General features: G+C 57.8%; 23 protein-coding genes and 1 pseudogene. 9 read left to right on the top strand and 15 right to left on the bottom strand.

The genetic code is table 11. The features are described 5' to 3' along the window. Positions 1–185: 185 nt before the first annotated feature. From WA145_RS09320 to WA145_RS09310, 3 genes are all read right to left on the bottom strand, one after another. Positions 186–929, bottom strand: a complete 744-nt coding sequence (locus tag WA145_RS09320) for a metallophosphoesterase (RefSeq protein WP_422581304.1) — start codon at positions 927–929, stop codon at positions 186–188. A 21-nt stretch (positions 930–950) separates the two neighbouring features. Beyond that, the gene (locus WA145_RS09315) at positions 951–1,331 is read right to left on the bottom strand and encodes a DUF6957 family protein (RefSeq protein ID WP_422581303.1); all 381 of its coding nucleotides are present in this window, start codon (positions 1,329–1,331) and stop codon (positions 951–953) included. Between the two features lie 527 nt (positions 1,332–1,858). Next, on the bottom strand, positions 1,859–2,308 hold the full coding sequence (locus WA145_RS09310) for a hypothetical protein (RefSeq protein WP_422581302.1): 450 nt from the start codon (positions 2,306–2,308) through the stop codon (positions 1,859–1,861). A gap of 75 nt (positions 2,309–2,383) precedes the next feature. On the opposite strand from WA145_RS09310, the gene WA145_RS09305 reads away from it, so the two are divergent. From WA145_RS09305 to WA145_RS09290, 4 genes and pseudogenes are all read left to right on the top strand, one after another. Further along, positions 2,384–2,644 (top strand): helix-turn-helix domain-containing protein, encoded by a 261-nt coding sequence (locus WA145_RS09305; protein WP_422581301.1) that lies wholly within the window; start codon positions 2,384–2,386, stop codon positions 2,642–2,644. Positions 2,645–3,223: 579 nt separating this feature from the next. Beyond that, positions 3,224–4,792 carry a methyl-accepting chemotaxis protein gene (locus tag WA145_RS09300; protein ID WP_422581300.1) on the top strand — a complete coding sequence of 523 codons (1,569 nt, stop codon included), beginning with the start codon at positions 3,224–3,226 and terminating at the stop codon, positions 4,790–4,792. Positions 4,793–4,800: 8 nt separating this feature from the next. Further along, positions 4,801–5,239: pseudogene (locus WA145_RS09295) on the top strand (DDE-type integrase/transposase/recombinase); the annotation flags it as partial. A gap of 155 nt (positions 5,240–5,394) precedes the next feature. Then, positions 5,395–6,765 (top strand): transposase, encoded by a 1,371-nt coding sequence (locus tag WA145_RS09290; protein ID WP_422581299.1) that lies wholly within the window; start codon positions 5,395–5,397, stop codon positions 6,763–6,765. A gap of 243 nt (positions 6,766–7,008) precedes the next feature. Here the strand turns inward: WA145_RS09290 and WA145_RS09285 are convergent, their stop codons facing one another. The 4 genes from WA145_RS09285 to dsbD form a co-directional block, all read right to left on the bottom strand. After that, entirely contained in the window at positions 7,009–7,758 is a 750-nt protein-coding gene (locus WA145_RS09285; protein WP_422581298.1) for a 3-oxoacyl-ACP reductase family protein, read from the bottom strand. Between the two features lie 118 nt (positions 7,759–7,876). Then, a complete protein-coding gene (dsbG, locus tag WA145_RS09280; protein ID WP_422581310.1) occupies positions 7,877–8,620 on the bottom strand; it encodes a thiol:disulfide interchange protein DsbG in 744 nt (247 codons plus the stop codon). Between the two features lie 29 nt (positions 8,621–8,649). Further along, the gene (locus WA145_RS09275) at positions 8,650–9,459 is read right to left on the bottom strand and encodes a prolipoprotein diacylglyceryl transferase family protein (RefSeq protein ID WP_422581297.1); all 810 of its coding nucleotides are present in this window, start codon (positions 9,457–9,459) and stop codon (positions 8,650–8,652) included. Beyond that, entirely contained in the window at positions 9,459–11,219 is a 1,761-nt protein-coding gene (gene dsbD / locus WA145_RS09270; RefSeq protein ID WP_422581296.1) for a protein-disulfide reductase DsbD, read from the bottom strand. Before dsbD ends, WA145_RS09275 begins: the two co-directional genes overlap by 1 nt. A gap of 174 nt (positions 11,220–11,393) precedes the next feature. Here dsbD and WA145_RS09265 point away from each other — a divergent pair, with 174 nt between their 5' ends. Continuing rightward, complete coding sequence (locus WA145_RS09265) at positions 11,394–12,089, top strand: response regulator (RefSeq protein WP_422581295.1); 696 nt, start codon at positions 11,394–11,396, stop codon at positions 12,087–12,089. Beyond that, positions 12,086–13,414, top strand: a complete 1,329-nt coding sequence (locus WA145_RS09260) for an ATP-binding protein (protein WP_422581294.1) — start codon at positions 12,086–12,088, stop codon at positions 13,412–13,414. The genes WA145_RS09265 and WA145_RS09260 overlap by 4 nt, the downstream gene beginning before the upstream one ends. A 99-nt stretch (positions 13,415–13,513) precedes the next feature. Here WA145_RS09260 and WA145_RS09255 read toward each other — a convergent pair whose 3' ends face one another. The 4 genes from WA145_RS09255 to WA145_RS09240 form a co-directional block, all read right to left on the bottom strand. Next, on the bottom strand, positions 13,514–14,218 hold the full coding sequence (locus WA145_RS09255; protein WP_422581293.1) for a lipopolysaccharide kinase InaA family protein: 705 nt from the start codon (positions 14,216–14,218) through the stop codon (positions 13,514–13,516). A 2-nt stretch (positions 14,219–14,220) separates the two neighbouring features. Continuing rightward, positions 14,221–14,904 (bottom strand): class I SAM-dependent methyltransferase, encoded by a 684-nt coding sequence (locus tag WA145_RS09250; protein ID WP_108486998.1) that lies wholly within the window; start codon positions 14,902–14,904, stop codon positions 14,221–14,223. An 82-nt stretch (positions 14,905–14,986) separates the two neighbouring features. Next, a complete protein-coding gene (locus tag WA145_RS09245) occupies positions 14,987–16,258 on the bottom strand; it encodes a sensor histidine kinase (RefSeq protein WP_422581292.1) in 1,272 nt (423 codons plus the stop codon). Then, complete coding sequence (locus tag WA145_RS09240) at positions 16,248–16,931, bottom strand: response regulator transcription factor (RefSeq protein WP_108486996.1); 684 nt, start codon at positions 16,929–16,931, stop codon at positions 16,248–16,250. Before WA145_RS09240 ends, WA145_RS09245 begins: the two co-directional genes overlap by 11 nt. Before the next feature lie 107 nt (positions 16,932–17,038). Here WA145_RS09240 and WA145_RS09235 point away from each other — a divergent pair, with 107 nt between their 5' ends. The 3 genes from WA145_RS09235 to WA145_RS09225 all read left to right on the top strand — a co-directional run bounded on the left by WA145_RS09235 (position 17,039) and on the right by WA145_RS09225 (position 20,204). After that, positions 17,039–18,997 (top strand): LTA synthase family protein, encoded by a 1,959-nt coding sequence (locus WA145_RS09235; RefSeq protein WP_422581291.1) that lies wholly within the window; start codon positions 17,039–17,041, stop codon positions 18,995–18,997. A gap of 41 nt (positions 18,998–19,038) precedes the next feature. Continuing rightward, positions 19,039–19,797: a phosphatase PAP2 family protein gene (locus WA145_RS09230; protein WP_422581290.1), complete on the top strand. Its 759-nt coding sequence runs from the start codon at positions 19,039–19,041 to the stop codon at positions 19,795–19,797. A 77-nt stretch (positions 19,798–19,874) separates the two neighbouring features. Next, complete coding sequence (locus WA145_RS09225; RefSeq protein WP_422581309.1) at positions 19,875–20,204, top strand: hypothetical protein; 330 nt, start codon at positions 19,875–19,877, stop codon at positions 20,202–20,204. 226 nt (positions 20,205–20,430) lie between these two features. Here WA145_RS09225 and secD read toward each other — a convergent pair whose 3' ends face one another. From secD to WA145_RS09205, 4 genes are all read right to left on the bottom strand, one after another. Further along, entirely contained in the window at positions 20,431–22,959 is a 2,529-nt protein-coding gene (secD, locus tag WA145_RS09220; RefSeq protein WP_042924007.1) for a protein translocase subunit SecD, read from the bottom strand. Between the two features lie 988 nt (positions 22,960–23,947). Next, on the bottom strand, positions 23,948–25,042 hold the full coding sequence (locus WA145_RS09215) for a calcium/sodium antiporter (RefSeq protein WP_042924010.1): 1,095 nt from the start codon (positions 25,040–25,042) through the stop codon (positions 23,948–23,950). A gap of 397 nt (positions 25,043–25,439) precedes the next feature. Further along, complete coding sequence (locus WA145_RS09210) at positions 25,440–25,745, bottom strand: hypothetical protein (RefSeq protein ID WP_042924013.1); 306 nt, start codon at positions 25,743–25,745, stop codon at positions 25,440–25,442. A 71-nt stretch (positions 25,746–25,816) separates the two neighbouring features. After that, the gene (locus tag WA145_RS09205) at positions 25,817–26,809 is read right to left on the bottom strand and encodes a TerC family protein (protein WP_042924015.1); all 993 of its coding nucleotides are present in this window, start codon (positions 26,807–26,809) and stop codon (positions 25,817–25,819) included. Positions 26,810–26,846: the final 37 nt, after the last annotated feature.

Here is a 26,846-nt window from a genome sequence, read left to right as displayed (position 1 = left end):
AAGGAGTGGGGGCAACAGCAGCTGCGCTGGTAGACTTATCCACAGTTGCTGGTAACAAAATCAGCAATCCGCCCTGGGTCAAATTTCAATCGGCAGGGTGGGTCAATTTTCCATCAGCGCCAACAGGCCAATGCCTCATTCAGTAACTGCTCACCGTGTACAGGCACTGAGCGCATCGTTGCTCCTCAGAGATTGATGATTAGCTGCGGGTCGAAGCCTGTGCATTCGCCAGGGTATCCCCTTGGGTTACAAACGATCCGTGTTCCAGCTTCGTGATAGTCAACCGGAGTATGAGAGTGGCCGTGTACCCACAATGCCACTCGATCTCCGTCCATCAGATCAAGCCATTCATTTGCATACGCGGCATCAAGATGACCACCTGCATGTGGGCTTTCCGACAATGAGCGCATAAGCGGTGCGTGGTGCGTTATCACTACGGTTTGGCCTGAGAACGGTTCGGCTAGTTTGCTAAGAAGCCATTCCCGTGTTTTTAAAGCTTCGTCAGCAAGGTCGCCGGTCTTGATCCGACGGTAATGCTCTCCCGCCCTGATCTGTCGGTAGTCATTCATCATGCTTTGCGCAGTGATTGACGCCAGGGGCTTGTTGCCTGTGGCGCTAAAATCAGTCCACATCGTGGCGCCTAAGAATCGGGTGCCGCCGATCACAACCGCGTCACGCTCCAACACCTGCACATGAGAGGCGAGGCAGGCGTTACGCATTTTCTCCAGCGTGCCCGGCATGTGGCCGCTGTAGTACTCGTGATTGCCGAGCACGTAAAGCACAGGGCATTGGAATGCCTTCTTGGCCCACTCGACTCCGCGTGCTTTCACATCGATATCACCTGCCAGGATCACGATGTCGGCATCGTGATCCTGGGGTGTGTATGCGTCGTGCTCGTTGTGCAGATCTGAAAGCAGATGAATACGCATTCTATTTAGCTTGCCGAATATTCAGAAAATACGAGCTACAACTTCCGCACTAGCGTGTTTCCGCACGCCAGCACCTAGAAGCAGGTAGGTGCTGTTGAGCGTTTTAAAATGAAATCCTTTATCGAAGGCGTGCAGTGGCGACGTACGGACGAAATCGCCAACATCCCACCTACGGTTACTGTCGTAGACGACTCCGTGTGCGTAAATTATCGCCGGCAGTCGCGTTGTCTTGGCTAGTTCGGCGCGCTGCTGCTCGCTGACGTCGAGGTCAATCCAGCGCCACTGCCGGACGAGACAGTAATCACCGCGGGGGAAGGTTTTTTGCGCATAAGCCATCGCTTGTTCGTCCGTCATCTCGCTGCCGGACATCGGCTCTCCTGGTCCGTAGAGCAGGTCATTCATTTCGCTTAGTTCACTCAAAGTAATTGTCCGGCCAGTGAAAGGTTCGGTAGGCGGTGTGTAGTTAGGTTCTGCAGGCCCCATCGCTAAGCCGCACAAGTTCAAATGCCCTCATCACCGCTTCTACATCACATTGGCTTGCACGCTTTATTCCGAATCCGATTGTCGTCACTAGAAGAGTACAGAGGGTGTCAAAGCGGACCGTGGGTGTTGTGGCTTTTGACCCGCTGCAGAGGGCGAGCATGAAGCAAACCTCATTAAGCGCGTGCTCTGCTAGTGCGGGCGGTACATGAAAGGACTCGCTGCATATTGAGTCGTCGATCAGACTTTTTAGATGTCCTTTGAATGCCAGTCTGTCAGGCTCTGGATGCTTTTGAACTGCCCATTCGAGCATTGCTTCCAGGGTTTCTTCCAGCGTCGGCGAGGATGCGGGTGCCATGTTTGCTCCTGTTGGGGTAACCCTTGCGGTGCAATATAAATGTGCGTGGCGCATCAGTATCTGACTCCACAGCACGTGTCGTGCGGTGGAGTCAGCAGACGGCGAGGCTTTGCGTGAACGTCGTCATTTCCCGCAGATCCTCGATTTCCCAGCTGGGATAAGGAAGAAGGGTCGTGAGTAGTGCATCGCTCAGAGTTCTTGGTAAATAAAGGAGTCCTTCACGTTCCATGCTCATGGAGAGCCCGGCGTGCTCCAGAATCATGCTCAAGTGTTTTCTGTTGTGGCGGTCATTTTTTCGCGGACGAATTGCACTTAGTAATTCTGGAATGTCTTCAAATGCGATACACGGATTGCCGTTGACTGGATCGAAGCGGATACGGATGTCGGTGCCAGCCAACAGACGTAATACTTCAGGCAGATCAATTTCGAAACGGCTGGTCAGTCGAGAAACGGTCAGCAATAGAACTCGTGCCGTTACGTCGAGCAGTGCTGAGCGGTCGGCGTGCAGAGCGATGAATGGAGAAATAGATGTGATTGACATATATTGATTTCCCTAAATCAGATATCCCAATATTAGATATACATTCGCAGCCTGTCAACAGGTGGGTGAGAGCGTGTGGAGAAGTCGGTTTATCGAGTCGAAAACTTTGTCTTGTTTCGGCTTATCAAGCAGTGCCGTACCGAAGCGGGCCTTACTCAGGGGCAATTTGCGCAAGCGTTAGAGCGACCCCAGTCGTTCGCAAGCGACATTGAGCGAGGATCGCGCAGACTCGATCTCGTGCAACTGCGAGACATATGTAAGGTGCTTGGGATTGGGCTTGTTGAATTCGTGCAGCGCTACGAAGCTGAGTTGTCATCGGAAGAAGCGGGGAAATAGCTCCGTATCTTCACTCAATCGGCGTCAGGCGGCTTCTTGCTGTTCGCCGGCCAATGCTGCCGAATACAGTGCAGCAGCATCGTTGCACAGTAATCGGATCGCTTGAATGTATCCGTCTATTGGCTCGCGGGGGGCGACTTCAAATCGGTCCCGCTGAGAGCGCAGAGCAAATCCAGCACTGCGTTCTGGCGGAGTGTGCGAAATTGCAGTGATTTGCCCTCCCATTTGCACAGCCACTGACCGGTCAATTGCATTCAAGCCGGCCAAGCGTTTGCATTCGACTTGACCCGCGCACGCCGTAGTGACGACCGGCAGAGAACGGCCAATAGCGGTCATCAGGTGTCTACAGAAACAGGGGCTATTCATTCCGCTACGTAGCAGGGTCAGTTTGGCACTAAGAATGTGTGCCTTGTGACTTCTGGGTCGACGTCTTTGCTTGCGCTAATGCTTGGATACGGCCTAATTTTTTACAATACGCGGCCGATTACCGAAAGAAGAACAGCAGCGCCTTCCGGCACTAGCCAGTGGCTTCGCTGGAAAATGATATCATTATGCCACTACCAAGAAGGCTTATGAAAAATGCGTAAAAACCTCCCCCTAACAGGCCGCGAGCGAAGCTTTGATCAGTCGCAACGACTGATTTCAGCAACAGACGCGTCGGGAAAAATCCTCTACTGCAATGATGAGTTTGAGGCGATAAGTGGCTTTACTCGGGCAGAACTGATTGGCAGCCCGCACAACATCGTCAGGCACCCCGACATGCCACCCTCTGTCTATGAGCACATGTGGCAATGCCTCAAGGCCGGAAAGTGCTGGATGGGTATAGTGAAGAACCGCTGTAAAAATGGTGATCACTACTGGGTTGAAGCCTACGTTACGCCGATCACTGAAAGCGGTAAGTTGATCGGGTACGAATCCGTTCGAACGAAACCGAGCCCTGAGCGCGTCAACAGAGCAAGCGCGCTGTACGACAGCATCAACGAAGGCAAGCTCAGCTCAGCATCCGCAGACCATTTTAGGTCATTGCTTGGGCAACTTTTTGCCCCTATTGCCATAGGCCTTGCCGGTGCGGCTCTAATAAGCTCTATGGGAGCAAGCTTTTGGATGGCCATCGTTCCGCTTTTTAGTGCTCCAGCTGCGGGCCTTATGGCAGTAAGGCGTTTGCAGAATCGTGTCAACGCTGCTCTGGGTGAAGTGCCGGATGCTTTCGACAGTGAACTGGCCGCCAAGGTATTCACTACAGATAAGGGCGTTACAGCCAAGCTGCGTATGGTTTTAATCAGTGAAGCAGCACGAATTCGAACCGTTCTTACACGCTTGGGTGATTATGCCGAGCAGACTAGTCAGGGTGCAGCGGATGCTCAAACGCTTGCCAGCAAGACCAGGCATGCGTTGGCAGAACAACGTGCTGAAGCCGATATGGCAGCAACAGCCATGACAGAAATGACCGCCTCGATTAACGAGGTAGCCGCCAATATCCAGCTCACAGCTGAGGAAGCACAGAGCGCCTCTAGTCTGGTGGCACAAGGGAGTGAAGTCGCGGACACAACGTTAAAAGTTATAGAAGCCTTATCCGTAACAGTGGATCAGGTCACTTGCGCAGTCGAAAGTCTTGCAACCGAAACGGACTACATCAATACCGCAGCGAGTTTGATCCAATCAATCGCTGATCAAACAAATCTACTCGCACTAAACGCTGCGATTGAGGCAGCGCGGGCCGGCGAGCAAGGCCGTGGTTTTGCTGTTGTTGCTGACGAAGTACGCTCATTGGCGCAAAAAACAAGAGAGTCCACTGAGTCGATTCAGAAGATCATTAGCACCTTGCGCAATAGCGCAGTAAACGCAGTAGAGATCGCCCGCAAAGGTAATGAGGACGCTGAGCAAGGCGTACAGCGTGTCAGTGAAACACAGCAAGCCCTTGAAGGAATAAAGTCAGCCATGGAGCGCATAAGTGCCATGAGCCAGCAAATGGCTGCGGCAGCAGAAGAGCAAGCTCACGTTGCTGAAGATATTTCACGGCAGATCAACCACATAGCTGAGGCTGCTGATGAGAGCTTGGAGAATGCCTCCAAGGCTAGTGATAGGGGGCAGGAGTTAGAGAAAACCGCGTCAGATCTCCATGGCCTGACGGAGCGCTTTAATACCTAGAACACTGTTTGCCAGAAGCGTGCGGCAAGCATCGTGTTGCATCGATTGATGCGCTTTGAAGGGCTTCGCTCGCAGAAAAGGTACCGTCGCCTATCTGGACGCTACGGTTGTAAGTCTCAAGTGGCTTCACCGAATCATCTGACGCACCTATCCAATGTCATCGAACCCAACAAAGTCTGGGACAAGGACATAACCTACATCCACACCTATGAGGGTTGGTTATTTTTGGCGATTGTGCTCGATCTGTTTTCTCTGCAGGTCATTGGCTGGTCTGTGAAGCCGCAGATGGCCAGCGATCTGGCTATTGATGCATTGCTGGTGGCTGTTTGGCTGCTCAAGCCCAAGCAGGAAGTGATGTCTCACTCAGACCAGGGTAGTCAGTTCAGCAGCGGTGACTGGCAGAGTTTCCTGAAAGCTAACAACTTGCTTGGTGGCATGAGTCGACAACGTAAACGTCAAAGGTTGTAGATACCATTCTGAAAGCGAAACACCAACTTTTATAGATGCCGGATGACTGCTCTTGGCTAATTCTGTTGAAAAAGTAGCGACCTCCCCATGCCGTTGGCAAAATTGCGTTGTCAGCGAGCGTGGGGGCGAACAGCATGATGGGACAGTTACCGGGAGGACAGCAGCGCCTGTTCTACTCGTTCAATCTGGAAGACCACGTCCCGGCCCAGCATCTCCTGCGCAGCATCGACCAGTGCCTGGATCTCAGTGATCTGCGCGCCTACCTGGCGGATTTCTATAGCCCCATCGGGCGTCCCTCGATTGACCCGGAATTGATGGTGCGCATGCTCGTCGTCGGCTACTGCTATGGCATCCGTTCCGAGCGGCGATTGTGCGAAGAGGTGCACCTGAACCTGGCCTATCGCTGGTTCTGCCGGCTGGGTCTGGAAGACGAAGTACCCAATCATTCGACCTTCTCGAAGAATCGCCATGGCCGTTTTCGTGACAGCGATCTGTTCCGCTGGTTGTTCAATGAAGTGCTGCGGCGCTGCATGGCAGCCGGCCTGGTCAAGGGTGAAGGTTTCGCTGTCGACGCCAGCATCATCAAGGCGGATGCCAGCCGGCAACGCGGGGTAGCAGGAGATGAAGTCGATTGGCGCGATCCAGCACTCAGCAGCCGCGCAGTGCGCGAGTACCTCGAAGCCCTTGATGAAGAGGCGCTGGCTGAGGCTCTTCCCAAGAAAATTTCGCTCACTGATCCTCAGTCCCGTTGGACAGCGGCGCCAGGCGGCCCGGCCTACTTTGCCTACTCCACGAACTACCTGATCGACACTGAGCACGGCGTGATCATGGATGTGGAAGCTACCCCGGCGCACCGTACCGCCGAAGTCGATTCGACCAGAACGATGGTCGAGCGTGTCGAAGCGCAGTTCGACCTAACACCGGAACGCCTTATCGGCGACACCGCCTATGGCACTGCCCCGATGCTGGCCTGGATGGTCGAAGAGAAGGACATCGAGCCGCATGTGCCGGTGTGGGACAAGACTGAGCGCAAGGACGACAGCATCTCCAGTAACGATTTCCACTGGAATCCAGAGACCAATGAATACCGCTGCCCAGTCGGCAAACCGCTGCGCAGTGAATGGCGTGCCTTCACCCAGAAAAGATCGCGTGTGACCAAAGCCGACACCATCATCTACCGCTCCAGCCAAACCGACTGCGCCACCTGTCCGCTGAAAGCGAAGTGCTGCCCCAATACCGCATTCCGCAAGATCGCTCGGAGCATCCATGAAGCGGCCCGTGACGTAGCGCGACGCATCGCTAAGACACCGGAATACATCGTCTCTCGTTGCGAACGGAAGAAGGTGGAGATGCTGTTCGCCCACCTCAAACGGATCATGAAACTCGACCGTTTACGACTGCGTGGCCTGACAGGTGCCACTGACGAATTCACTTTGGCGGCGACGGTGCAGAACCTGCGCCGCATGGCCAAGCTTTTGCCTCAAGGGCCACCGCTCACGGGATAGGTACGCCTGCTGCGAGCAGAAACCCTCAAATTAACCCTCAAACCTGAGCAAGGACGCTCAGTGAAACGCCGAAAGGCAACTTGAAGTGGCTTGCAGCCACTTTGGCAGCAGGCACACCTGATCTGCTGGCTGCCGCCGAAACCTACTTTTTCAACAGAATCGGCCGAAAGCAGCCATTCAAGGCTGCAGAAAAATTAGAAGTAAGAAGGGGCTAGCGGTTAGCTGCCCCCAAATCGAGACAAGTTAGGCCGAGAAACCGCCATCAATCATCAAGCTGGCCCCGGTGATATAACCCGCTTCTGGGCCGGCCAGGTAGGCGACGAAGCCGGCAATTTCTTCTGCTTTACCGAATCGATCCAGTGCCATCAGGCCTTTCAGGAACTCGGCACCCTCGCCATCGGCCGGGTTCATCTCGGTATCCACCGGGCCGGGCTGCACGTTGTTCACGGTGATGTTGCGTGGGCCCAGGTCGCGGGCCATGCCTTTAGCCAGACCAACCAGCGCCGACTTGCTCATGGCATATACCGCGCCGCCGGCCACCGGGATGCGCTCGGCGTTGGTGCTACCGATGTTGATAATGCGTCCGCCATCGGTCATGTGTTTGGCGGCTTCCTGGCTGGCGACGAACACGCTGCGCACGTTGACTGCCAGGGTGTGATCTAGCTGTTCCAGGGTCAGTTCTTCGGTACTGCCCCAGGCCAGCACACCGGCGTTGTTGACCAGGATGTCCAGGCCGCCGAAGTGCTCGACCGCAGTGCGAATGGCCTGTTGCACGGCGGCTGCATCGGCACTGTCGGCCTTGAGGGCGAGGGCCTTGCCGCCAGCCGCAGTCACTTCGCTGGCCAGGGCATTAGCCCGCTCGGCGGAGGACACATAGGTGAAGGCCACTGCCGCGCCTTCACGGGCCAGGCGCTTGACGATGGCTGCGCCGATACCGCGCGAACCGCCCTGGATGAAAGCGATTTTGCCTTGCAGGGTTTGAGTAGTTGTCATGGTGTATCTCCATTACAAAAAATTGAGTCAGTCGTTCTGACTAAGGTGTGGGCACTCTATTGCCACGCGCCTGGGGCTCGGATTATCGACCGAAACCGCTCGGCGCGCGATGTTGCGATCAGGAGCGCGGCCCCATGATCTGTTTGAGTACATCCGGGCTTGGCGCACCGCGCTGCTGGCGCAGTTGGCCGTTTTCGTCCGGGTAGAAAATCGCCGGCGTAGCCGCTACGCCCATCTCCGCCATCAGCCCCAGGTTACTGTCGAGCTGCTTTTGGATTGCGTCTGGAATTTTCTTCAGCCCTTGCAGCTGGCTGGCCTTGCCGGCGGACTCATGCTCATGCAGCGCCGCTTGTTGATCCTTGGCATTGAGCAGGGCGGCAGCCTTCTCGACGCTGTCCTGGCGCAGCATGCCGACCATCACATGGCGGATCTGCACATCACCGCCCTCGACCCAGGGCCGCGCCTGTTTCCAGAACATGGTGCAGTACGGGCAGTTGGGGTCGGAGAACATATAGATGATGCGCGGTGCCTTGGCGCTGCCGTCGGCGATCCAGGTACTGCGCTCCAGCTTGCCGAGCATTTCCTTGGCCAGCGGTTCGTACACCAGCTTATCCAGCGGCTGACGCGAGAGGTCTTCGCCCTGGGCATTGAGCAGGCTGCCGACCAGCACGTGCTCGCCATCGGCGGTCAGGTACAGGGCGACACCCTGGCCGTTGTAGCGGGCGGCATAGCCTTGCAGGCCGCTCGGAGCATCGAAACGCTGAATAATTTCGGCACCGCGCGCTTCGACTGCTTTGATCGGAGCTGGCCAATCCTCGGCGTGCAACAGGGGCGCGGTCAGCATGGTTAATGCTGAAAGCATTACGGGGAGATTGATCAGTTTTTTCACGGTTATTGTTCCTTGTTAAATACTTCAAGCGCACGAGCCAGGCTGGCACGGGAGAGCTCACCCAGGTGGCTGCTAACCTGGCGACCTTCGGCGTCGTAGAACAGCGTGCTGGGCAGGGCCATGGAGCCGACGTGCTGACCTAGGCGACCGCCGCTGTCGAGCAGGACGTTGTCCAACCCCAGGGCTTCGGCCTCCAGATACTGGTTGACCACGCCCTGGCCTTCACCCTGGTTGACGAACAGGATGGTCAGTTCAGGGTTATCGCGTTGCGCCTCGGCCAGCACCGGCATTTCGCGGCGGCACGGCGGGCACCAGGTGGCCCAGAGGTTGACCACCAGGGGCTTGCCGACATAGTCCTCAAGCGCCACGGTGGCACCGTTACTGTCCCTGAAGGAAAGCTCTGGCAAACGCGTGCCTTGCTCCAGGCCATGCAGGGTCAGGCTGCCTAGGCCCCAGCTCAGCACGCCGACAGCCAGTGCGCTGGCCAGCGAGGTTCTGATAGTTGGCGTGCGCCAGGCCAGCCAGGCACCCAGCAGCAGGGCAGCCAACAAACCAGGCCAGACGATAAAGCCGCCGTCACGGATGTCCAGCACCTGCCAAGGTTGCTCGCGGTAGTGCTCGAAATACACCGCAACGAAGGCCACTCGGGCGACCAGCATGGCCACCAGCAGCAAGCGAAACAGCTGTTTCTCGGGGTTTACCGCGCCGCGTCGGCCGACGTACCAGCCGGTAAAAATCGCCAGCAGCAGGCTGATCATCAGTAGTACATGGGCAGTGCTGAGTGCCAGCGGCCCGATATTGATCGTTAACATCAACCACGCTCCTTGGTATTGCTCCATATTTGCAGAAACTGCTCGGCATCCACCGCGCCGGTGATGCGCTGCGAGCGGCGTTCCTCACCGTTCGGGCCGATCCACAGCAGCGTGGGCGGGCCCAGTACTTCAAAGCGGCTGAGTAGCGCGCGGCTCGCCGCATTGCTCTCGGTCACATCGGGCCGCAGTACGCGCACGCCCTGCAAGCTGGCTTGTACCTCGGGGTTGCCGAACACGGTCTTCTCCATGACTTTGCATGACACACACCAGTCCGCGTAGTAATCCACCAGCACCCACTGGCCCTCTGCCTTGGCGGCGGCCAGCTCACGCTCCAGCGCGGCCGGCTCGTTCAGGTCGATGAAGTGCTGCTCACTCGGTGCCGCGGCAACGGCGGTGCCGGTGAAGACTTTGAGCGGTTGCATAGGGTCGCTGGCACCGCCGGCGGCACCCAACAGCATCGCCATGCCCCAGAGGCCCAGCAGTGCGCCAGCCGCCTTGCTCAGGCTGGTGTGCTGCGGCACCTGACGCGCCAGTTGCAGCAGGGCACTGGCCAGCAAAATCAGCAGTGCACCCCACAGGCCCAGCCAGACCGACTCGTCCAGCAGCGGACGGATCACCAGCAACGCTGTCACCAGGAACAGGAAACCAAACACCACCTTGACCCGATCCATCCACGCGCCTGGCTTGGGCAGGAAGCGGTTGCCCAGGGTCACCAGCAACACCAGCGGCGTACCGATACCCAAGCCCAGGGCGAACAACACCAGGCCACCGTGCAGCGCGTCGCCACTCTGCGCGATATACAGCAGGGCAGCGGCCAGCGGCGCGGTCATGCACGGGCCGACTAGCAGGCCTGAGAACAGACCGAGCATGCTGGCACCCATCAGGCTGCCACCTTGCTGCTTGCGTCCGGCATTCTCCAGACGGTCACGCAGTGCCGCCGGCAGCTGCAACTCGAACAGGCCAAACATCGGCAAGGCCAGCAGGACAAACAGCGCGGCAAAGCTAGCCAGCAACCAAGGTTGCTGCAGCAGGCCTTGCAGGTTGGCGCCCATCAGTGCAGCGACCACGCCCAGCGCGGCATACACCAGCGCCATGCTCACCACATAGGCCGATGCCAGCGCCAGGCCGCGACGCGGCGAGGCACCGCTGCCCACCACAATGCCGGCGAGAATCGGCAGCATTGGCAACGAACAGGGCGCAAAGGCCAGCAGCAGGCCCAGGCCGAAGAACACCAACAGGCTCAAGGCCAGCGTCTGGTTTTGCAGGCCGCCCACCAGAGCCTGGTCTTCAGCCAGGGTGGTGCCCGGCTCGCTCAGTGCTCCAGTGCCTGACAGATCAATCTGTTGGGTCTGCGGTGGGTAGCAGAGCCCTGCATCGGCGCAGCCTTGCCAGCCAATCTGGATGCTGCCGGTGTTGCCAGCAGGCAGAGTCAGCTCCAGGCGGTCGCGATATATCTGCGAGTCGCCGAAGAATTCATCGCTATAGGGCAGCCCTGGCGGCAGCTCGGGCTTGACCCCGGCGGGCAGACCACTGAACTGCAGGCGATGCTGGTAAAGGTAGTAGCCAGGAGCAATGTCCCAGCGCAGCAGGGTTTCGCCATTGGCCTGGGGCTCGACACTGAGCTCGAACGCCTGCTCGGCGGGGAGAAAGTCGGCCTGCTGGCTGTTACCCGCCAGCAGTGGGTTGGCTGAAAAACTGGAGGCCTGTACCGGCTGCAGTAGCCAGGCCCACATCAGAGAAAACAGTAAGAGCGTGCGCATGCATAACCACGTCTGTGAATGTCGAGGTGCGCAGGATCGCAGTTGGCGGTTAAGTCAGGATTAACGATGTGATAATCGGCGCAAATTGCAGCCGCCGGTTATCATTCCCCGCCTCGCATAACGTCGGCTTAATCCTACCAACGGATACTCCAATCTCCTCCACGGACTGGTTCCATGTACATATTGCTGACTGAAGACAACGCCCTGATCGCCAGCGGCGTGGTGGCTGGGCTCACCGCCCAGGGCTTTCGCATGATGCACGCCGCGACTGCGGCCGAGGCCGAGGCGCTGCTGCGCACGGTGGAGTTCGACGCGCTGGTGCTGGACCTCGGCCTGCCCGATGAAGACGGTCTGAGCCTGCTGCGCCGCCTGCGTCAGCGGGGTGTGGCGTTGCCCGTATTGTTGCTAACTGCCCGTGACTCGGTAGCCGACCGCGTGTCTGGCCTGCAAGATGGTGCCGACGACTACCTGGTCAAACCCTTCGACCTGCGCGAACTCGCCGCGCGCCTGCATGCCTTGCTGCGCCGCGCCGCCGGACGAGCCAGTCCGCAGGTCGAACACGGCCCGCTGCGTTACGACCCAGTGGCCTGCCAGGCGTTTCTGCATGAGCAGCCGGTCGACCTGTCGCGCCGTGAACAGGTGCTGCTACAGGCGCTGCTGCACAGCCCGGGTCGCGTGCTCAGCGGCGAACAACTTAAAGATGCGGTCTACGGCCTCGACGGTGAGGTCGAGAGCAACGCGCTCAACGTGCATATCCACCACCTGCGGCGCAAGCTGGGCAACGGCATCGTCGAGACGGTACGCGGCATGGGCTACCGCCTGGGGCCGGCCGGGCATGCAACCACCCCTGACGAGAGCAACGCCCCATGAGTTTGCGTCTGCGCCTGACCCTGATTCTCGGCTCTGCCTTTGTGCTGCTCTGGTCGCTGGCCGCCGTGTGGATGCTGTTCGATCTGCGCAATCAGCTGACGCTCTCGCTCGATCAACGCCTGGCCTCCTCTGCACGTATGGTTGCCGGATTGCTCGCCCAGCTGCCATCACCACAACAGGGGGAATCAGGAACGCCACTGAGCACCGAACAGCTGGGCATTCCCGAAGGCATCGCCTGCCAGATCAGCTCGGTGCGCGGCGAGATCCTCGCCAGCAGCCGCGCCGCGCCGGACAGCGCCTTGGGCGTGGCGGAAAGCGGTTTTCATGAACGCACCATTGGTGAGCTAACCTGGCGCACTTTCACCCTGGTCGAAGGCGATATGCGGGTGACCACGGCCGACCGGCTGGACGAACGCGACACGCTCAAGCGTTCCATTCTGCTGGCTGCCGCCGCTCCGGTGCTGCTGGCATTGGTCGGCAGCCTGCTGGTGCTCTGGTTTGGCCTCAGTCGCGAGCTGTCGCCGCTACGCCGCATCCGCCAGGCGTTGGCCCAGCGCAGTGCCGACAGCATCGAGCCGCTGCATATCGAAGGCCTGCCGCAAGAGCTGCAACCGCTGGTGGCTACCCAGAATCAGCTGTTTCAACGTATCGCCCAGGCCATCGAGCGCGAGCGCCGACTGACCGACGATGCCGCCCATGAACTGCGCAGCCCACTGACTGCGATCAAAACCCACCTGCAGGTGGCCGGCATGACCGAGGGCGAAACCGCCCGCCAGGCCCTGGCGAACGCCGAAGCTGGTGCCGACCGCCTGCATCAGACCCTGGAGCAGTTGCTGTTACTCGCGCGGGTCGAAGGTCGGCTGCCGTTTGACGAGAACCTGCAATACAGCGCCGAGCAAGTAGCGCAGATGGCTATCGGCGACGCCCAGCAGCACGGCCAGCCCGCCATCGAGCTGCAGCTGCTCGATACCAGTGCACAGCGCCTGTTGCCAATGCCTCCAACCCTGGCGATTGCCGCCTTGCGCAACCTGCTGGACAACGCCCAGCGCCACACTCCGCCCGGCACGGCAGTCAGTCTGAGCGTGCAATTGCGCGGCGATAAGGTCTGCTTCAGCGTGGGCGACGCCGGGCCTGGAGTCGCCCCGGACAAGCTCGCTCAACTGACCGAACGCTTCTGGCGCAACTCCACCGGCGAAGGCAGCGGCCTGGGGCTGTCCATCGTCAAGGCGATCGCCGAGCGCTGTGGTTGCGAGCTTGAGTTTGTAAACACGGGGAATGGGCTGTGCGTGAATTTTCTGGTGGCTAGATCACCTCTGGATTCGTAGCCATTCATCAATGGCTGCTTTTGGCCGCTTTGAGCCTGTCGTATCAGGCTGGAGTCGGCCAAAAGCTGCCCCACGATGCTCAATGGAACCAGAGGCTACTCACTCCATAGTCCCTTGAAGAACTTGCTGATGGATCTGATTAACAAACAGCACATCAGCCTCTGGAATCGATCCTCGATGACGCATCAACTGCCGCAGATCGTGTCTGGATGCATCCTTGGCACGCCAGCGATGCCGACTTTTCTCTAAGTCGAGCAGGGCAATCTCTATGTCTGCCTTGCTCGCGATACCCGGCTGAAGCTTCACAAAGATGTGCTTGGGGTAGCAGCAACCATGTTGAAAGCCGCCCTGGTGCATGCGTGCCAGTGTGACGGCGATCTGCCGCAGCACACGCTGATTGAGTTCCGGGGAATCACTCTCCTCGTACCATTGAGTGAGGCTTACAAAGCCGCGCAGTGACTCGGTTACCAGAAGGGACTGCCACTGCTGGTCTTTTCGGCGAGTGGCGCAGTAGACGATGTTTGGCGTCTTGATGCCCAAACGCGCGAGTGTCCGATATGCATCGCACTCACGTAGCACGGTGGGACGGCCGAAAGGATATCGGATAGAACGATAGAGATGCCCGACTTGTCGTTTGCAATACAAAGGCAGCTGACTGGGATCGCTGCGGCTTAGTAGCTGCACACCGCTCTCCCCACCACGGCGCTGATTGACCGGTTCGACCCAAGCCCCTGCGCTGTTCCACCAGCGATCAAAATGCGTGATGAAGGGCTGTACGGATGCACCACTGGTAAGTGCGACCATGCTCAGTCCTCCTTACGCAGTACGTAGGTTCGCCACATGGCGTAGCCCGGAAGAAAATCCTGTTGGCCGATGATGTTGAACCCAGCTTGTCGGAATTCGTTTTCGATGACGTCGCGGGCGACGACAAAGCGATTCTGGTTCTGCTCGGCGCGTCCCTCGGCCGCGCGGCGTTGCTCAAGACGTTTGCGTTTCCAGGCCTTGTAGTTGCCGTCGACCCAGAGCGAGAGAATCACCGTGTCGCGACTGACGCGGTGAAATTCGCGCAGGATCGCCAGGCGGTGTTCGGGTTGTTCGATGTGGTGCAGCAGGCGGATGCAGAAGATGCAATCGACGGCATTGGCAGTCAGATCGATGGCGAACGCCGAAGTGCGGAAGGTTTCGACCTGCTTCAGTACCTCCATTGGTTGTGAGGCTTCGGCGATGTCGAGCATGTCGGCAGAGTTGTCTGCTGCAAAGATCAATCGATTGGGGTTTTCCGCCAGCAGCGGCCAGAAGCGCCCGGCTCCACACGGCAGATCCAGCACCAGGCCAGGATCGCCAGCCAGTTTCAACGCGTGACGGGCCATCTGCTCATCGCGCCAATGCGAGAGGCGTCGGGACAGGCCGTCCTGGTGCTTGTGTAGATATTCGTAAGCGTGTGCGCGGTCGTACTTGCGCGAGAACTCGAGTTCAATGGTGCTGGGCATGGCGAGGCGTCCGTAGGAGGGTACGCTCGCCACACTAGAGAGCTGGGCATCAAGGCTCTGTCAAAAGGATGTGAAAAATTCGTTATTTGCCGCTATTGAATGCCACAGTGAAACAGCTGCCGCCATCGGCCAGGTTCTGCACCGAGATCGTCCAGCCCTGTTTGCTGCAGATCCGCTTCACCAGCGAGAGGCCCAGCCCCAAGCCTTCGCCGCGCGCTTCTGAGCCACGTACGAAGGGCTGAAAGATTTGCTCATGCTGCTCTGGCGCAATGCCCATACCGCTGTCTTCTACGCGGAAACCATCCGTGGCCAGCACTAGGCGGACAAAGCCACGCTCGGTGTAATGCAGCGCATTGCGCAGCAGATTGGCCATTACCGTGTTGAGCAATACCGGGTTGTAAAGACCATGGTCAGGCCCTTCCTCGCTGTGCTGGAAGTCCAGGCCCTTCTCGTGCAGCAGTGGCTCCCAGCGGCTGGTTTGTTCGGCGGCCACTTGCGCCAGGCTGCTATTACCAACAAAAGCGCTCTCATTGGCTTTATCCCGCGCCAGTTGCAGGAAGGTCTGCACCAAATCGCGCATTTCTTCGCTGGCGCGGCCAATGCGCTCAATTTGCTCGCGCTGGCGTGGCTGCAAATCACCTTCAGCCAATAGCTCGCACGAAGTCGCAATAACCATCAGCGGGGTGCGCAACTCGTGGCTGACGTCACTGGTAAATAAGCGCTCGCGCTCCAGTGACTGGCGAACTTGGCCCAGGGTGCTGTCGAAGGCTGCAGCCAGTTGGCCCACTTCATCGTCGGGGTATTCGGGGGCAAGTGGTGGAGCCAGCGGATGCAGCTGGTCACGATGGCGTACCTGCTGCGCCAGGCGGCTGACCGGGGCCATGACCTTTCTGGCCATGATCAGGCCCAGTCCCCAGGCACCCACCACTGTCAGCAGAAAGCCCGCCAGTACCACATCGAACAACGCCTGTTCGTGCGCCTCGAACTCGTGTTGTTCCTGCGCAAGCAGATAGGTCTGACCATTGTTTTTGCGGCTGTAGACATAAAACGCGTCCGTGCCGTCGACCACTTCGGTAAAGCCTTCTGGTAACCCGGAAAACAGTTTGGGAATCGCGTACTGCGGCTGTTCCGAGCTGAAGAATCTGGTCATGGAATCGAGCCTGGGTGGTCGCCCATGCTGGATATCCTCCTCCAGCACTTTGCTCAACTCACGGCCCAGTTCCTCGGAAACCAGGTTCTCTTCGATGAAATGCACCACCGCCACGATGCTCAACGAAAACAGACCGCTGACCAGCGTGGTCATGAGCACGAAGGCTATCAGAATGCGCCGGGCAAACGGCTGCTTAGACACCATCGGTCTGCTCCGCCAGGCGGTAGCCGACGCCATGTAGGGTGTGCAACAACGGGTATGCGAAGGGCTTGTCGAGTACCTGGCGTAGCTGGTGGATATGGCTGCGTAGGCTGTCGCTGTCAGGGCAGTCGTCGCCCCACAGCGCTTCCTCCAAGGCTTCACGGCGCACCACGGCCGGACTTTTCTGCATCAGCACCGCCAACAGTTTGAGACCCAGCGGGTTGAGTTTGAGTGGCTGGCCTGCGCGACTGACATGCAGTGTGTCGAGGTCATAGGTCAGGTCGGAGACTTTCAGCTGGCGTTTCCGGCTGCCCTGGCTGCGGCGCAGGATCGCCTCGATCCTCGCCACCAGTTCAGACAGCGCAAACGGCTTGATCAGGTAATCATCGGCCCCTGCCTGCAAGCCCTGCAGGCGGTCATCCAGTGCGTCGCGGGCGGTGAGCATCAGGATCGGCACCTCATTACGGCCATCTTCGCGCAGACGCTTGCACACCTGATAGCCATCGATGCCCGGCAGCATGATGTCCAGCACGATTAGGTCGTAATGCCCAGTGCTGGCCAGGTGCAGACCGGTCAGACCATCCTGCGCGCAATCGACGCTGAAGCCCTTGAGCTGCAGATAGTCGAGCACGTTGGCGAGGATGTCGCGGTTATCTTCGATGACTAGGATGCGCACAGGGTTATCTCTTTCTCTGGTTTTGACACTTTTTTCACATCGCGTTGACGCGCGGCTCACAGGCCCCACAACAGACTGCGGCACGTTCATCCAACAAGGATCATACGATGCCTCAGCTTCATTACGCTCAACTTCGCTACCTGTCCATCATCGTGCTGTCGTGGCTAGCGGTGTTCTTCCTGACCCGCTGCATATTGCTGGCCAGCCACCTGGCTGATGCCAACGTAAGCCTGCTGCAGCTGGCCGGCGTTTATGGCATTGGCCTGATCTACGACCTGGGTTTTCTGCTTTACGCCATCTTGCCCTTAGCGCTGTATCTGTTCGTGTGTCCGGCCAGTTTATGGCGGCGGCGCTGGCACCAAAGGCTACTAATTGGACTGGTTGGCATCAGCCTGTTCGCGATGTTGTTTACTGCGGTAGCCGAATGGCTGTTCTGGGATGAGTTCGGCGTGCGCTTCAACTTTATCGCCGTGGATTACCTGGTCTACTCAGAAGAGGTGATCAACAACATCCTGGAGTCTTACCCGATCTACCCCCTAATTGCGCTGCTCGCGGTTATTGCCACGGGCACCAGCGTTGCACTGCATAAGTCTCTGGAGGCTGCATTTAACGCACCTCTTTTGTCCCGAGTTCACGCGTTTACAAGTCTGGCGATACTGTTTTTGCTGACGGGCCTGAGCGGCCTGTCGATTGGTCAGGACACGCCGCGCGGCCTGGGCGGCAACACCTACCAGCGGGAGCTGGCCAGCAACGGCCCCTTTCAGTTCTTCGCCGCCTTCCGCAATAACGAACTGGATTACCAGCAGTTCTACACAACCTTGCCTGAGCAAGCGGTGGCCAGCCTGCTGCGCGATGAAGTGAGCGAGCCCAATGCCCGCTTTATGGGTAGCGACCCTCAGGACATTCGCCGGCTGATCGACAACCCAGGTCAGCCACAGCCCCTGAATGTGGTGTTGGTGACCATCGAAAGCCTGAGTGCCAAATACCTCGGCAGCTTCGGTGATACGCGAGGTTTAACCCCCAACCTGGATGAGCTGCGCAAGAGCAGCCTGACCTTCAGTAACTTCTACGCCACGGGTACACGCACCGACCGTGGCCTGGAAGCGATTACCTTATCCATACCCCCTACGCCGGGGCGCTCCATCGTCAAGCGCATTGGCCGTGAATCCGGCTATGGCAGCCTGGGCCAGCAGTTCAATGCCCTCGGTTATGACAGCGTATTTATCTACGGCGGGCGCGGTTACTTCGACAACATGAATGCCTTCTTCGGTGGTAATGGCTACCGCATCGTCGATCAGAGCAGCGTGGCCGAAAGCGACATGGCGTTTAAGAACGCCTGGGGCATGTCCGATGAAGACATCTACCAGCAAACCATCAAGGTCGCCGACGCTGACCATGCCCAAGGCAAGCCCTTCTTCCTGCAACTGATGACCACTTCCAACCACCGGCCGTATACCTACCCCGAAGGGCGTATCGACATCCCGTCCGGTGATGGCCGCGAAGGCGCTGTGAAGTACACCGACTACGCGATTGGCCAGTTCCTCCAGCAGGCCCGCGAAAAACCCTGGTTCAACCAAACCGTATTCGTCTTCGTGGCGGATCACACAGCGGGCAGTGCAGGCCAGGAAGACCTGCCCGTGGCCAACTACCACATCCCGTTGTTTATCTATGCGCCAGCGCTGATCGAGCCGCGTGAGTTCACCGAGGTCGCTAGCCAGATCGACCTGGCCCCGACCTTGTTGGGCCTGTTGAATGTCGACTACAGCTCAACCTTTTTTGGCCGCAACGTGCTGCGCAAAGACCGCGCACCTGGTCGCGCGCTGATTGGTAATTACCAGCACCTGGGCCTGTTCGATGGCACCGACCTGGCCATTCTCAGCCCGCGTCGCGGCATGCGCCGGCACGACGACGCACTCGGGCTGAGCCATGAAATTTCAACCTCCACCAGCGACAGCTTGATGCAACGCGATATCGCCTATTACCAGGGGGCTAGCCATGCCTTCCAGAAACGGCTGATTGCCTGGCATCCCACGTCCTTGCCTGACGAGCGGCTCAGCAAACGCTAATTCTGGCACTGCATAGACATTGTTTTTACTGGAGTTCAGTCATGGCTGAAACGCTCACACCCAGCATCACCCGCTACTTTGATTTCCGCCTTGGCCTGGGGATTCCCTTGGCGTTGATGGTGCTGCTCCTGCTACTTGACCCAAGTGGCGTGGATTTCGCGCTGGAGCATTTGTTCTATAAACCAGGCTTGGGATTTATAGGGCGAAATAATTTCTGGCTGGAAGACATCCTGCATGACCGTGCCAAACAAGCGGTGATTGTTATTGGTGTACTGGCCATCGCAGGCTTTCTGCTTAGCCTGCTGCTAGTCAAATGGCGCACTTGGCGTCGCCCGCTGGGCTATCTGGTGCTGTCGCTCGCCATATCGACCAGCATCGTCACGCCGCTGAAAAAACTTACCGCGGTGCAGTGTCCGTGGAGCCTAAGCGAGTTCGGTGGTGCGGAGGCCTTCAGCCCGCTGCTCGGTGAGCGCGCAGCAACAGACAACCCTGGCCGCTGCTGGCCGGGCGGCCATGCGTCGGCCGGCTTTTCATTGATTGCGTTGTTTTTTGCGCTACGTGATCGGCGCCCGCGAACCGCCCGCATCGCGCTGGCGGTAGCCTTGGGGTTGGGCACGCTGTTTTCCATCGGGCGGATGATGCAGGGCGCGCATTTTCTCTCGCACAACCTGTGGACGCTGTTGTTCGATTGGCTGATCTGCACGCTCTGCTACCGTTGGCTGCTGTATCGGCCCGCACCCTCAAGTGCTGCCGAACCGGTGCCGCAGGCAGTGCATCGCTTGCGCGAAGATGCAGCATGAACGGTACTACAAGCATGCCGTTCGACTACTCAGCCAAGCCAGGTAAAAGCTTGTCTGCCTGGCCAGCGCTGATTGCCATGGGCCTCGTCGCAATCTTGTTAGGTGGCTGCCAAAGTACCCGCGAGCAGATGATGGATGAGGGTTATCCAGCCCCCTTTATTGACGGCTTCGAGGCGGGTTGCAGCAGCGGCAGACAAGCTGCGGGAGCGCTCGAAAACTTTCGCAAGGATGTGCCGCGCTATCTGCAACAACCCCAATACGCACAAGGTTGGGACGACGGCTTCCGCCAATGCAAAGAGGGCCTGGAAAGTGCGATTGAACTAGAACTGCGAGACAACGATAGACGCGACCGCGACTGGCGGGATCATGTTGATCAAGCGATGGCTAAAGCGATGCGTGGCAGCTGAAACAGAGTACGACGTTATATTGGAATCACTGACAGCTTTTGGCCGGTGCTAGCCGGTTGCGACCGACGTATTCCGGCCAGAAGTAGCCGTTCGATGTGTCTAGACACTACTGGGCGATTCAAATCAGCACCGCAGCAAGAAGAATCAGTTGGTCAATTAAACACATGCGTACTGTTGCCTCAGATAACAGACCGCCACCGAGCGTGATCCAAGGTGGCGGCGGTGCTCAGGGTATAAGGTCCAGCTCTTGTTTGAGCTGTTCTGCGCTCGGGCGTAGCTGCGAAGCGCCGCTGCGCATACGCCGTTGACCGAGATAAAACAGGATAGGTGCCGCAATTAGAACCGACGAACTGGTGCCCACCACTATGCCAAATAGCATGGGCAGCGCAAAGCTGGCCACCGCCGCTCCGCCAGCGATGGCCATGGGCAGCAGCGCAAGAAACGTAGTGAGAGAAGTGAATACAGTTCGCGTCAGTGTTGAAGTGATGCTTTCGTTAAGCAATTGCAGCAGAGGCCTGTCCGGCGTCAGACGCAGATTTTCCCGAACCCTGTCGAATACTACGACCTTGTCATTGATCGAATAGCCAATCAACGCCAGCAGCGCCGCCACCGCAGTCAGGTTGAATTCCACCCCGGCCAGCACGAAAAAACCGATGGTCTTGGTCAGATCCAGCGCAATAGTCAGCGTGGCAGCAAGGGCGAAGTGGTATTCAAAGCGCATCCATAGGTATGCCAGCATGCCCGCGGCAGCAAGCAGTACGGCCAGGATGCTGGCTTCAACAAAATCACCACTGACCTTGGGGCCAACCATCTCCACCCTCGGGAAAGTAGCATCGGCAGCATGCGTGATGACGGCTGCTTTCAACGCCTCTACCGGCTCGCCCGTGGCTACCTGTTCAGCGCCCTGCATCGGCAGGCGCACCAGATATTGGCCGGCGTCCCCCGACTCCTGGATAGCCGCTTGCCCCATGCCATGCTCTTGCAGGCTGCTGCGTAGAGCCTCGACGCTGGTATTGGGTGCTTGTACTTCCACCATAGTGCCGCCGGTAAAGTCGATGCCGTATTCAAGCCCAGGACCGAAGAACAACACCAGTGACCCGACCGACAGTACCAGCGACAGCGCCAGCCCCATTACTCTTCCGCGCATGACGTTAAGGCTGTCGCTGGTCAGGCGATCGAGCAGCTTGATACCGGATATTGCCAGAGGCTGCCGGCCCATCCGCCGGATGCGCCACTCCATCAATAACCGCGTCACTGAGATGGCGGTGAACATCGAGGTCAGCAAGCCGATGCCGATGGTCACTGCAAAGCCTTTGACCGGTCCGTTGCCAAACAGGAAGAGTAGGCTGACGGCGATCAACGTGGTGGCATTGGAGTCCAGAATGGTGCTGTAGGCCCGATCAAAGCCTTCGCTCATCGCACTGAAGGCCGACTTGCCGTTGCGTGTCTCCTCGCGGATTCGCTCATTGATCAGAATGTTCGCATCCACTGCCATGCCGATACCCAGAATGATACCGGCGATGCCAGGTAGCGTCAGGGTAGCGCCAAGCAGGCTTAGAGTGCCGAATATCAACCCCACGTTAATCGTCAGACCCACGCAGGCGATAAAGCCCCAGAGACCGTAGACGGCAAGCATAAAGCCGACGACGAGCAATGCACCGAGCAGACCGGTACTGACGCCCATGGCAATGGCATCGCTGCCCAGATCCGGCCCGACGGTGCGCTCCTCGATGACTTTCAAGGGAGCGGGCAAGGCACCGGCACGCAGGAGCAAAGCCAGGTTGCTGGCCTCTCTGGAGGTGAAGGAACCGCTGATCTCACCACTACCGCCGGCAATCACGCCACGAATTACCGGCGCGGTGATGACTTTCTGATCGAGAACAATGGCCAGCGGCCGACCGATATTGACGCGGGTCATTTCACTGAACAGGTCGGCACCTTCGCGGTCCAGTTTAAAGTTGACCACCGGTTGCCCTGAATCGGGGTTGAAGGCCAGTCGGGCATCGCGGATATGCTTGCCCTCCATTGCCACCCGCTCCTCCAGCTCATAGGAGGTGCCTTGCGTTTCATCGGTCAACCTGAAGACAGGGCGGGATTTATCATCGGCAACCCAATGAAACGCCATTTTCGCTGTAGTGCCGAGCAGTTGTCGTATTTCCTGCGGATTAGCCACGCCCGGCATCTGCACCAGAATCCCGTCGGCTCCCTGGCGTGTGATGCTTGGCTCGACCAGGCCGGTTTCATCCAGTCGCCGGCGCACTACCTCCAGGCTGCGATTCACCGCATCGCTGGTCAGCTTCTCGCGATGCGCCTCGGTCATGGTCAGGGTTAACCGATCCTGCCCCTGCTTTACTGTGAAGCGCTTTCCGGTGCCGTCGCTCAGTGTGTTCAGCGATTGAACAATACGCCGCAGGTTGGCCATGGTCTGGGTATTGTCTTGGGATTCTCCTACAGTGATCTGAACTGACTCGCCGGAGACCACAGGTCGGCTGAAGGAAATGCGCGCCTTGCGCAATGCATCGCTCAAATCGGTGGTCAGTTGCTGGGTGTCGTTGCGCAGCAGTTCGCGGGTATCCACCTCCAGCAGCAGATGCGAACCGCCGCGCAGATCCAGCCCCAGGGCCAAGGTGTTATCGGCATACCAACTGGGTAGTTTTTCTGAAACAGATCCAGGTAGCACGTTGGGCAACGCACAAAGCAGCCCAAACAGAATCAACAGGCCGTAGACCACGGCCCGTGAAAATAATGATTTCATGAGTAATCCTCGACACTAGCGTCGTATCAATAAAACGAACGGGTGAGTCAGGTGGGATTACGCAAAGGGTGGAGCGCGGGGAGCCTGCTGATAGTAATTGGCGCGATAAGAGAAGATGAGGGCGGGTGCCGTTGAGTAGCACGTAGCCTGCGGGAGCAGGACAACTGGGGTGGTGCAGGGAGTGATAGCCAGCCACTGATGGGCAGGGTCTCCGTCACCGCTAGGTTTAATGTCTTCAGAGCGCGTCGAAAAGCGACCGTTATCGCTGTTTCCGGCAAATATCAGGTGTTCGATCTGGCTAAAAAAGCCCGGACCAGAAGCGGCTTTAATGCCAAGGGATGCCGAGTTGATCCCGAACGCCAACGCCACTAACAGCAGCCACGCCAAAGGTAGCCAGGGCAGTGGCTGCACCGGGACTGTTGCGTAGAGGAGCCGATGCGACGAACGAACGTGCATTGGGGGTAGTCCGTGGATAAAACTTCCAGTCTGAAGTCGAGCATCAAGCTAGTCAATAAGCGCGCTCGATAACAGGACCATCTTCGATGGAGTTATAAATGCCGAGTAGCTTTCGCACGGCTAAGCAGGCTCGGCCTATGGGCTCGCCATCTTGGCCCTGCCCATGCGCGAAGCGAGCGACCCTGACTTGGCAAACGACTTATCGTGATGCCAGCACGGTCGGAGCGCATGCCTCTACGTCAGTTGGGCCTTGGTCGCGCCGGATGCTTCTGTGTGGCATCCAAACTGTTGGGCTAGGGCAGGGCTCTCCGAGGTGCCTGTGAGACCCTTTCAGTCTTAAGCACATCCGCCCGCTTTTGGCCGGACTTCTGCCGGATACTTCTGTCTGGAGTCGGCCAGAAAGTGGCCATTAGTAGCCCAGACCAGTGATTTACCCACACCCCATTGCCTTAGTTGCAACAAGACGTCTTAACGCCCTCGATTTGGTCAACAATATGGGCGCTGCTGCCGTTCAAAACTCCCGCACCTTTCGTTAACCCAGCGCCCTGTTCTTGCGCCAGTACTGCACCGTTATCACCAGCAGGGTAATGGCTGTCATCGGCAGCACATATCCAAGCATGGCCGTGCCAAATTGCTGCGCAAGCGGACGGCCTGAGGCGTTGAGAACCAAATACAGGGTGTAGGCCACGTAGTAACTGATAAACAATAAGCCTTCCCAACGATTAATTCGGTAGCCAGAAAAGAAGATCGGCAGACACACCAGCGCTACGCCGATCATCACTGGGAAATCGAAAGCCAGCGCATTGGCTGCCACCAGGACAGGCGCTGGTGATACGAGAGAGGCCAAGCCGAGTACGCAAAGCAGGTTAAATATATTACTGCCGACAATATTACCCACTGCAATATCGCGCTCGCCGCGAATCGCCGCTAGCAAGGAGGTAGCCAGCTCCGGCAGAGAGGTACCCACCGCTACAACAGTCAAGCCAATCACCAACTCCGAAAGGCCTAGTGCACGCGCCAGACTCACTGCGCCCTCTACCAACAGACTGGCGCCGCCAACCAGCAGCACCAACCCGACCAAGATGAGCACCAGATTGATTACCCAGCCATAGGGCTTAGCCGGCTGATTCTGGGCAAACTCCTTGGTGAACTCATCGTCTGCAGCAATATTCTTTTCCCGGTAAGCGCTGACAATCAGAAAAATGGTGTAAACCACAATGCCGGTGAACAGCAGCAGGCCGTCGAGTTTGCTCAGGCTGCCATCCCAGGCCAGAGCCATGGTCAACATACTTGCGCCGATCATAATCGGCACATCCAAACGGATTAGCTGACGCGAGACGATCAGCGGAGCGATAAGCGCAGTTAATCCGAGAATAAAGAGCACGTTGGCAATATTACTGCCCACCACGTTGCCAATAGCCAGATCACCACTACCAGCCAATGCTGCCTGTACGCTAACTGCCGTTTCCGGCGCACTTGTGCCAAAGGCCACCACAGTCAGGCCGATAATCAACGGTGGGATACCAAACTGCGCTGCCACCTTGGCCGCACCCCGCACAAGCACTTCAGCGCCGATTACCAACAAAACCAAACCGGCTACGAGGTAACCCCAGACCATCAAGCTCATTGCGAATACTCCAGGAAAGATGCGCGGGCCTTAGTAAGCAGCCAGAGGGCGCACGCGATAAATTTTTTAGGGCGGCAGGACAAAGCCGCTGGTTAATATTGGCCGTTAGCGACAACCTTACTTCGACCCTTCTCGTCAGAATAAAACCTTAGTCTGTTCAGCCATCGCTAAGGCGTTATTAGCCTCAATCTGCTGTCGATGCCAGACCCCGTTTTCATTCTGTATTTACAAGACTTACTTGGATGGGCCACTACCTCCGCGCCAGAGTGGAGGTTTCTGTCTGACCCGTTTTCTTTATTCCAGCGCTGAAGCCGCTAACCGCTGCGAAACGGCCAAGAATGGAAACTGGTGGGTAACAGCAAGCGTTTACCAGCAGCAAACCTCCACACTGCCTTGCTTAGGTTTCAACAGCCGTTTTATCGATCGGCTCAACTGGCTGGTGATCCTGAGGTTGTTGTTTCTCCGCCTGGTCCTGCGGGGGCTCCTCCGAAGGCTTGCCCAGCCACTCATTGGTCGACTGCTGAACGTCGTCCGCCTTCTTATTGATGTGTTGCAGGGTCTCATCAATTGCTTCACGGGCGACATCCTGCACCGCCTGTTCAGTCTTCTCGAGCAGTTTCTGCGCCGATTGTTCGGCTGCGTCACAGCCGGCTAGCCCCACCAACAGCAGCCCAAAGGCCGTCATTTGCAGCATCTTTTTCATCACAGTCTCCATTACCCGGCGTTGCCCATTTGATAGATGGCAGCCGACTGGCAGCTACCATCCGTTTGGATTTAGACCTGTGATCCAGCCGGCATCTGCCCACGGGTTTTCCACAACGACAGCAGCACGCCGCCCAGCAGTAGGCCTACGGTCACGCTCAAGGAAATAACCGCCGGGATCTTGCCAATGATGCCGACCAGGAAGATCTTGCTGCCGATAAATACCAGCACCAGTGCCAGGGCATATTTGAGGTAGGCGAAACGGTGAATCATCGCCGCTAGGGCGAAATACAACGCACGCAGACCAAGGATGGCAAAGATGTTCGAGGTGTAGACGATAAAGGGGTCTTGAGTAATGGCGAAGATCGCCGGCACGCTATCGACCGCGAACACTAGGTCGGCACACTCGATTAGCACCAAAGCCAAGAACAATGGCGTTGCCCATACTACGGAATTACCACTGGCGTCAGGCTGACGAACAAAGAAGCGCCCTTCGTGCAGCCCCTCGGTCACACGCATGTGTTTGCGGAGGAACTTCACCAGCATATTTTCGCTGAGGTCCGGATGGTCATCGACCTTGCTGAACAACATCTTCACGCCGGTTAACAGCAGGAAGATGCCGAATACATAGAGAATCCAGTCGAACTCGGCAATCAACGCCGCTCCCAGCCCGATCATGATCGCACGCAGCACGATCACCCCGAGAATGCCCCAGAACAACACTTCATGCTGGTACTTACGTGGGATGGCGAGGAAGCTGAAGATCATCGCCATGATGAAAACGTTGTCCATCGACAACGATTTCTCGATCAGAAAGCCGGTGTAGAAATCCATTCCGGCGTCACCGCCCTTGACCTGCCAGACCCAGAGGCCAAAGAGCAAGCCAGCCGTGATATAGCCGGCGGACAGCAGCAGGCTTTCACGAACGCCGATTTCTCGATGCTCACGGTGAAGGATCCCGAGATCGAAGACCAACAGGCCAATCACGATGCTGATAAAAACGAGCCAAAGCCATGTGGCGGTGCCGAGGAACTCGGCGAGTAAGAACGGTTCTAGGGCAGTCATGAGCCCCTCCTCTAAGTGTCGAAGTTGTACAAACTGC

The organism is Pseudomonas sp., from assembly GCF_049301935.1.
Lineage (GTDB): Bacteria > Pseudomonadota > Gammaproteobacteria > Pseudomonadales > Pseudomonadaceae > Aquipseudomonas.
This window is presented reverse-complemented; position numbering and strand designations above follow the sequence as displayed.

Excerpts from the sequence above, each read along its gene's own strand:
- WA145_RS09265 (WP_422581295.1), top strand. The coding sequence starts at position 11,394 with ATGTACATATTGCTGACTGAAGACAACGCCCTGATCGCCAGCGGCGTG.
- WA145_RS09215 (WP_042924010.1), bottom strand. The coding sequence starts at position 25,042 with ATGAGCTTGATGGTCTGGGGTTACCTCGTAGCCGGTTTGGTTTTGTTG.
- WA145_RS09320 (WP_422581304.1), bottom strand. The coding sequence starts at position 929 with ATGCGTATTCATCTGCTTTCAGATCTGCACAACGAGCACGACGCATAC.
- WA145_RS09260 (WP_422581294.1), top strand. The coding sequence starts at position 12,086 with ATGAGTTTGCGTCTGCGCCTGACCCTGATTCTCGGCTCTGCCTTTGTG.
- WA145_RS09310 (WP_422581302.1), bottom strand. The coding sequence starts at position 2,308 with ATGTCAATCACATCTATTTCTCCATTCATCGCTCTGCACGCCGACCGC.
- WA145_RS09230 (WP_422581290.1), top strand. The coding sequence starts at position 19,039 with ATGGCTGAAACGCTCACACCCAGCATCACCCGCTACTTTGATTTCCGC.
- WA145_RS09315 (WP_422581303.1), bottom strand. The coding sequence starts at position 1,331 with ATGAATGACCTGCTCTACGGACCAGGAGAGCCGATGTCCGGCAGCGAG.
- WA145_RS09250 (WP_108486998.1), bottom strand. The coding sequence starts at position 14,904 with ATGCCCAGCACCATTGAACTCGAGTTCTCGCGCAAGTACGACCGCGCA.
- WA145_RS09225 (WP_422581309.1), top strand. The coding sequence starts at position 19,875 with ATGGGCCTCGTCGCAATCTTGTTAGGTGGCTGCCAAAGTACCCGCGAG.
- dsbD (WP_422581296.1), bottom strand. The coding sequence starts at position 11,219 with ATGCGCACGCTCTTACTGTTTTCTCTGATGTGGGCCTGGCTACTGCAG.
- WA145_RS09275 (WP_422581297.1), bottom strand. The coding sequence starts at position 9,459 with ATGTTAACGATCAATATCGGGCCGCTGGCACTCAGCACTGCCCATGTA.
- WA145_RS09235 (WP_422581291.1), top strand. The coding sequence starts at position 17,039 with ATGCCTCAGCTTCATTACGCTCAACTTCGCTACCTGTCCATCATCGTG.
- WA145_RS09285 (WP_422581298.1), bottom strand. The coding sequence starts at position 7,758 with ATGACAACTACTCAAACCCTGCAAGGCAAAATCGCTTTCATCCAGGGC.
- secD (WP_042924007.1), bottom strand. The coding sequence starts at position 22,959 with ATGAAATCATTATTTTCACGGGCCGTGGTCTACGGCCTGTTGATTCTG.
- WA145_RS09290 (WP_422581299.1), top strand. The coding sequence starts at position 5,395 with ATGATGGGACAGTTACCGGGAGGACAGCAGCGCCTGTTCTACTCGTTC.
- WA145_RS09210 (WP_042924013.1), bottom strand. The coding sequence starts at position 25,745 with ATGAAAAAGATGCTGCAAATGACGGCCTTTGGGCTGCTGTTGGTGGGG.
- WA145_RS09300 (WP_422581300.1), top strand. The coding sequence starts at position 3,224 with ATGCGTAAAAACCTCCCCCTAACAGGCCGCGAGCGAAGCTTTGATCAG.
- WA145_RS09245 (WP_422581292.1), bottom strand. The coding sequence starts at position 16,258 with ATGGTGTCTAAGCAGCCGTTTGCCCGGCGCATTCTGATAGCCTTCGTG.
- WA145_RS09255 (WP_422581293.1), bottom strand. The coding sequence starts at position 14,218 with ATGGTCGCACTTACCAGTGGTGCATCCGTACAGCCCTTCATCACGCAT.
- WA145_RS09205 (WP_042924015.1), bottom strand. The coding sequence starts at position 26,809 with ATGACTGCCCTAGAACCGTTCTTACTCGCCGAGTTCCTCGGCACCGCC.
- dsbG (WP_422581310.1), bottom strand. The coding sequence starts at position 8,620 with ATGCTTTCAGCATTAACCATGCTGACCGCGCCCCTGTTGCACGCCGAG.